This window comes from Frankia sp. BMG5.23, from assembly GCF_000685765.2.
Classification (GTDB): domain Bacteria; phylum Actinomycetota; class Actinomycetes; order Frankiales; family Frankiaceae; genus Frankia; species Frankia casuarinae.
The window spans coordinates 21,429-28,249 of the sequence record NZ_JDWE01000056.1; the positions used below are offsets into that span (position 1 = coordinate 21,429).

A 6,821-nucleotide genomic window follows, 5' to 3' on the forward strand; every position below is an offset into this window, starting at 1 on the left:
GCCCGGAAAATCGCTCAACTACCCGGCTGACGCTAGGCGCCGCCCATGAACCTCAACAGACATGTTGATGACGGAATAACAATCCATATGCCGGTTCATCGTTGGAGCGAAGTTCCGCCGCGGCAGATGGAGGCCATTGCGCTACACGGAGTCACGGCATGGCCGCTGCCGACGACGGGAGGGCCCCGGGTCCGGGTCCGGACCCGGAGGCCGGGGCCCTCCTCTCATCGCGTTATCGCGTGGGATCCCCCTCCTTGGCGTGGGACCCTCGCTCGGGTCTCGTCAGCCGAGGCTGGCGATGGCCTCGTTGAAGATCTTCGACGGACGCATGACGGCCGCGGCCTTGACGGGGTCGGGCTGGTAGTACCCCCCGATGTCGGCAGGCGAGCCCTGGACCGCGATCAGTTCGTCGACGATCGCCTTCTCCTGGTCGGCGAGCGTCTTGGCGAGACCGGCGAACGCCTCCGCGAGACGGGGGTCGCCGATCTGCGCGGCCAGCTCCTGCGCCCAGTAGAGCGCCAGGTAGAAATGGCTGCCGCGGTTGTCGAGGCCACCCAGCCGGCGGCTGGGCGACTTGTCCTCGTTGAGGAAGGTGGCGGTCGCGCGGTCGAGGGTGTCGGCGAGCACCTGGGCACGCGCGTTGCCCGTCGTCCGCGCGAACTGCTCGAAGCTGGCCGCGAGCGCCAGGAACTCGCCCAGGCTGTCCCAGCGCAGGTAGTTCTCCCTGAGCAGCTGCTGGACGTGCTTGGGCGCGGAGCCGCCGGCGCCGGTCTCGAACAGGCCGCCACCGTTCATGAGTGGGACGATCGAGAGCATCTTGGCACTCGTGCCGAGCTCCAGGATCGGGAACAGGTCGGTCAGATAGTCACGCAGCACGTTGCCGGTGACTGAGATCGTGTTCTCGCCGCGGCGGATCCGCTCCAGTGAGAACGCGATCGCGTCGACCGGAGCCTTGATCTCGATCCGCAGCCCGGAGGTGTCGTGCCCGGGCAGATACGCCCGGACCTTCTCGATCAGCCTCGCGTCGTGGGCGCGGTTCTCGTCGAGCCAGAACACCGCCGGGTCACCGGTGGCGCGGGCGCGCGCGACGGCGAGCTTCACCCAGTCCCGGATCGGCGCGTCCTTGGTCTGGCAGGCGCGAAAGATGTCGCCGGCGGCGACCGCCTGCTCCAGCACCACGGTGCCGGCCTGGTCGACGATCCGCACCGTGCCCGTGGTGGGGATCTCGAAGGTCTTGTCGTGGCTGCCGTACTCCTCGGCCTTCTGCGCCATCAGGCCGACGTTGGCCACCGAGCCCATCGTCGCGGGGTCGTAGGCGCCGTGCGCCCGGCAGTCGTCGATGGCGACCTGGTAGATGCCGGCGTAGCTCGAGTCGGGCAGGACCGCCAGGGTGTCCGCCTCCCGGCCGTCCGGGCCCCACATGTGGCCGGAGGTACGGATCATGGCCGGCATGGAGGCGTCGACGATGACGTCGCTGGGCACGTGCAGGTTGGTGATGCCGCGGTCGGAGTCGACCATTGCCAGGGCGGGGCCCTCGGCGAGCTCCGCGGCGAAGGAGGCCTTGATCTGCGCGCCCTCGGGCAGCGATTCCAGGCCCTTGAGGATACCGCCGAGCCCGTCGTTCGGGGACAGGCCGGCCGCGGCGAGCGTCGCGCCGTGGGTGGCGAACGTCTTCGGGAAGAAGGCCCGTACCACGTGGCCGAAGATGATCGGGTCGGAGACCTTCATCATCGTGGCCTTCAGGTGCACCGAAAACAGCACGCCCTCGGCCTTGGCCCGGGCGATCTGCGCGGTGAGGAACTCGCGCAGCGCGGCCACCCGCAGGACGGCCGCGTCCACTACCTCGCCCGCCAGCACCGGCAGGGACGGGAGCAGGACGGTGGTGCTGCCGTCGTCACCCGCAAGCTCGATGCGCAGCGTGCCGGCCGCGGCGATGATCGTGGACTTCTCGGTGGAGCGGAAGTCGTCGGCGCCCATCGTGGCGACGTTCGTCTTCGAGTCGGGTGTCCACGCGCCCATCCGGTGCGGGTGGGTCCGGGCGTAGTTCTTCACCGAGGCCGGGGCGCGGCGGTCGGAGTTGCCCTCGCGCAGCACCGGGTTGACGGCGCTGCCCTTCACCTTGTCATAACGGGCGCGGATCTCCCGCTCCTCGTCGGTCTTCGGGTCGTCCGGGTAGTCCGGCAGCGCATAGCCCCGCTTCTGCAGCTCGACGATCGCCGCCTTCAGCTGCGGAATCGAAGCCGAGATGTTCGGCAGCTTGATGATGTTCGCCTCGGGCGTCCTGGCCAGCTCACCGAGCTCGGCGAGCGCGTCCTCGATGCGCTGGGCCTCCTCGAGATCCTCGGGGAAACTGGCGATGATCCGCCCCGCCAGGGAGATGTCGCGGCTGTCGACACTAACCCCGGCCGTCGCGGCGTACGCCTGGACCACGGGCAGGAACGAGTACGTCGCCAGGGCCGGAGCCTCGTCAGTGTGTGTATAGATGATGGTCGAGTCAGTCACCGATACTCCGCTTCGCGTCTGTTTCATCTGGGTATCAAGGTATGCCCTGAACGCCCGCTCCACCGGGGTCCTCGCCGGGCCGGGGCTGTCGGCAGCGGCACCCCACCGACCAGCATGATCGCCATATCGGGTCTCCTCGCGCGCGGGGCTCGGTGACGCTCCGGACAACCCGGGCACGCGGTCGCCGACCGGTTCCGGACGGCCCGGCTCGCCGTCCACGGGGCCAACCTAGGAGCCAACTTCGGGGCCAACCTCTCCAAACGCAACGCGACCATCTCCTCCGGACTCGCCGCGGTGGGGGCCGATGTAGCTTATTTCTTCGGCGATCGCGGCTGCCACCTCCGGATCAGTCGCCGGCCACCGGGTGCGGGTGGGACGGCGCGGGCAGGTGTCGGGCAGGTGTCGCGCAGGTGTCAGGTCCGGGCAGATGTCGGATCCGGGCAGATGTCAGCTACTGCCACCCGCGGTGGCGGACACGACGCGGAGCAGGACGGTCAGGCGGTCCCAGGCGACGAGGGTGGCATCGTCACGCTCCTGGGTGGGCGGTGCCGCGGCGAGAAGCTGCACGGTTTTCACCGCCGCATACAGGTACAGCGGTCGGGGCCGCCAGGCGATCAGCTGCGGGTACGTCTCGTCCAGCGCCCGGTGGACGAGGTACCGGGCCGGGGCGTCAGGTCGATGCTGCCCGGAATCCAGCTGGTGGAGGATGGCGGCGGCAGCATCGACCTCGTCCGCGTCCGGTATCCAGGCGTAGGTCCGCAGGGCGGTCTCCGCTTCGTTGAGCGCCTCGCCCGCGGCTGCTATCGGGTCTCCGTCGCCGTGGGGCACGGGCGGCGGGGCCCAGTCATCGTCGTCGTCGGTCATAGAACCACCGTCCCTCACCGCGGGCGTCCCGGGCTGGCGACTGACGTCCTCCCCGCTCTGAAAGGTGGGCATCCCGACTCCTACGCACCCACCAAAGGGGGCGTGGTAGTGAGGTTCGCGGTTCGTCGGCACAGCCGATGCCATGCCTCCCCGCGCGTTCACCGCACGTCCTGCGGCAATATTCTGGGCGGCGCGTTGATGTCGGCGTTGCGCCGAAACCCGCAGGCGACACCTGCGAAGATGACGCTACCCGCGACGCATCACCGGCCGTCGACCAGCGCGTAGAACTCATCTATCCACGCCGGTGCCCCAACTGCCCCCAGGAAAGTTGATGTGATGGACGACAACACGACCGCGCAACATCGCAAAGCGGTGATATTCCGTGAGCTACACGAGCAGGCCAGTCCGTTTGTCATGGCAAATGCCTGGGACGCCGGAACCGCGCGCCTGCTGACGCAGGCCGGCTTTGTCGCCATCGGAACCACAAGTGCCGGGCTGGCCTTCAGCCACGGTGTGGCCGACGGCGCGAACCTGATCGACCGCACGCTGACTTTTGCCAACGTCCGTGCGATCGCCGCCGCAACCCCGCTACCGGTCTCCGCCGACCTCGAGAGCTGCTTCGCGCAGACACCCAGGGACGTCGAGAAGACCGTTCTGCTGGCCGCCGAGGCTGGAGCCGTCGGGGGGTCCATCGAGGACGCCACCGGAATACCGCAGGCGCCGATCCTGGCCTTGGATGACGCCGTCGCACGAGTCGGCCACGCGGTCGCCGCCGCGCGAAGCCTGCCCTTCCCCTTCGTCATCACGGCACGCGCCGAAAACTTTCTCTACGGCCACCCCGATCTCGAAGATACGATACGTCGCCTTCAGGCGTACGCGGCGGCCGGCGCCGATGTGCTTTACGCCCCGGGCCTGCTGGGCCCGGACTCCATCCGCGAGGTCTGTAAGCGGGTCCAGGGCCCGGTGAACGTCCTGGTGGGCCCGCCCCCGTTCCCGTCGGTGACCGAACTGGGCCTGCTCGGTGTCCGCCGCATCAGTTTCGGCTCCCTCCTGCCGCGTATCGCTCTCGCGGCCGTGCTGCGCGCGGCCCGGGAGATCCACGAAGAAGGTACGTTCTCATGCGCCGCCGAGGCGACACCCTATGCGCAGGCCAATCAGATGATGTCCTCGGAGGTGCGGTAGCGCGGGCAGAGGCGGCCGCTCTTCACGGCCGTACGGGTCCGGCGACAGGACCACCGGACCGTGCCGGCAGCACCACCGTCAGCGGTCCCCGGCCCATCGGCGGTCCGCTTCGTCCCATTCCTCGTTGCGCCTGTCCAACCCCTGCCGCCAGTTCTCGGCGTCCGAGGCACTGCCGTAGGGACCCAGGCGCCGATGACCGGGCGCATCCGGCGGGTTCTCCGCGCGTCCGTGGTCGAGACACCACCACCAGCCGGACGGGTTCCAGGCCGAACTGTCCACGGACCCGGACCCGGAACGGGAATGGGCCCGGCGGCGCGCCGCCATCCCTCGTAGCCATGTCCACATAGCCATCTCCTACCCGGGTCACGCCCGCCCGATCCCCACGCGGCGATGTCGTTCCGGCCGAGCCGGACTCACCCGATACGTCGACCGGCTCACCGGTTACGTCGACCGGCGGTAGGAAGACGATGATGCGAAGACGATGATGACGAGACGACAACAAGGAGACGACGATGAGCCACGAAACCACGCCGTCGCACGCCGTCGAGACCCGGCCGTTCCCACTGAAGCCGACGCCGATTCACGTGCCCGACGACGTGCTCGCCGACCTCCAGCGGCGCCTGGAGTTGACTCGCTGGCCGCTCGATGCGGGCAACGAGGACTGGTATTACGGCGTGAACCGCGCCTACCTGCAAGAACTTGTCGACTACTGGCGCACCGGCTACGACTGGCGCAAGTCCGAAGCCGCCATCAACGCCTACGAGCACTACCAGGTCGAGGTCGAAGGCGTGCCGGTGCACTTCATGCGCAAGGCCGGAGTCGGCCCCGATCCGACCCCCCTGATCCTCACCCATGGCTGGCCCTGGACGTTCTGGCACTGGTCCAGGGTCATCGATCCGCTGGCCGACCCCGGCGCGTACGGCGGCGATCCCACCGAAGCATTCGATGTGATCATCCCCTCGTTTCCCGGCTTCGGGTTCTCCGTACCGCTGCCGAACAACCCGGACCTGAACTTCTGGAAGGTCGCCGACCTCTGGCACACCCTCATGACTCAGACCCTCGGCTACGACAGGTACGCCGCCGCCGGCTGCGACGTCGGAGCCCTGGTTACCGGCCAGCTTGGGCACAAGTACGCCGACGAGCTGTACGCCATCCACATTGGCTCCGGCCTGAAGCTCACCCTGTTCAACGGCGACCGGGCCTGGGACCTCAGCGGCGGCCGGCCCATCCCCGACGGCCTTCCTGACGACATCCACGCCCAGATCGTCGCCGTGGAGAGGCGCTTCGCCGTCCACCTCGCCGCGCACGTGCTCGCCCCGAGCACGCTCGCCTACGGGCTGTCCGACTCCCCGGCCGGGATGCTCGCCTGGATACTCGAACGCTGGGTGAAGTGGAGCGACAACGGCGGCGACATCGAGACCGTCTTCACCAAAGACGACCTGCTCACCCATGCCATGATCTTCTGGGTGACCAACGCGATCGGTACCTCGATCCGCACCTACGCCAACAACAACCGCTACCCGTGGACCCCGTCCCACGACCGGCAGCCAGCCATCGAGGCGCCCACCGGCATCACCTTCGTCGGCTATGAAAACCCACCCGGCGTCAGTACCGACCAGCGGGTTCAGAACTTCCTCGACTCCGACCGCGCCGCCTGGTACAACCACGTCAACCTCAACGCCCACGACCACGGCGGCCACTTCATTCCCTGGGAAATCCCCGCTCAATGGGTCGACGACCTGCGGCGTACCTTCCGCGGCCGCCGCTACTGATCTTTAATTCGTGATGTCGCTGGATCATGGTGTTGTGGGTCATGATGGTCGCGGCCGATGCCGGGATCGTGGCCACCGACCCTTCGGCGCCGGCCGGCGAACCTGTAGGGCCCCACGCCAGACATCTTCCGGTCCTCATCCGCACCGCTCTGCCCGACCACGGCCGGATACCCGGGCCGGCCGGTCATCACGAGGCGAGCTGGCCCACGGTGATTCCGATGGCTTCGTAGGTGGCGGCGGCTCGCTGGTCGAGACTCATCAGAGTCGCCTGATGTTCGGCCGCGGTGAAGGCGATCAGGGCGTCGTAGGCCGGGCCGCCCAGGATAAGGAAAGGTCGGTTCGCTGGTTGGTGCGTACCGTCGGTGTCCAGGGAAGTCGGGTGATGCGATCGGTTTTGCACGGCCGGTGTAGGGTAGGCGACTGGCGCGGTGGCATCTCGCTTTAGGCGCGTGGTCCGGTACCTTTGTCCGCGCGGTTTCCCGCCCGTTTCTCATCCCGGCC

At 68.3% G+C, this 6,821-nt stretch carries 5 protein-coding genes; 2 read left to right on the forward strand and 3 right to left on the reverse strand.

Annotated elements, in window-relative coordinates; translation table 11 throughout:
• Positions 1-282: 282 nt before the first annotated feature.
• Positions 283-2,502, reverse strand: a complete 2,220-nt coding sequence (locus BMG523DRAFT_RS18495) for an NADP-dependent isocitrate dehydrogenase (protein ID WP_043591775.1) — start codon at positions 2,500-2,502, stop codon at positions 283-285.
• 447 nt (positions 2,503-2,949) lie between these two features.
• The gene (locus BMG523DRAFT_RS18500) at positions 2,950-3,366 is read right to left on the reverse strand and encodes a hypothetical protein (RefSeq protein WP_035733326.1); all 417 of its coding nucleotides are present in this window, start codon (positions 3,364-3,366) and stop codon (positions 2,950-2,952) included.
• A 336-nt stretch (positions 3,367-3,702) separates the two neighbouring features.
• Between BMG523DRAFT_RS18500 and BMG523DRAFT_RS18505 the strand changes: the two genes are divergently transcribed.
• Together BMG523DRAFT_RS18505 and BMG523DRAFT_RS18515 are read left to right on the forward strand one after the other, a co-directional pair.
• Positions 3,703-4,548, forward strand: a complete 846-nt coding sequence (locus tag BMG523DRAFT_RS18505) for an isocitrate lyase/phosphoenolpyruvate mutase family protein (RefSeq protein ID WP_011436617.1) — start codon at positions 3,703-3,705, stop codon at positions 4,546-4,548.
• 512 nt (positions 4,549-5,060) lie between these two features.
• Positions 5,061-6,320, forward strand: coding sequence for an epoxide hydrolase family protein (locus tag BMG523DRAFT_RS18515; protein ID WP_011436615.1), 1,260 nt, complete (start codon positions 5,061-5,063; stop codon positions 6,318-6,320).
• Between the two features lie 187 nt (positions 6,321-6,507).
• Here BMG523DRAFT_RS18515 and BMG523DRAFT_RS18520 read toward each other — a convergent pair whose 3' ends face one another.
• Positions 6,508-6,720, reverse strand: coding sequence for a hypothetical protein (locus BMG523DRAFT_RS18520; protein WP_011436614.1), 213 nt, complete (start codon positions 6,718-6,720; stop codon positions 6,508-6,510).
• Positions 6,721-6,821 lie beyond the last annotated feature (101 nt).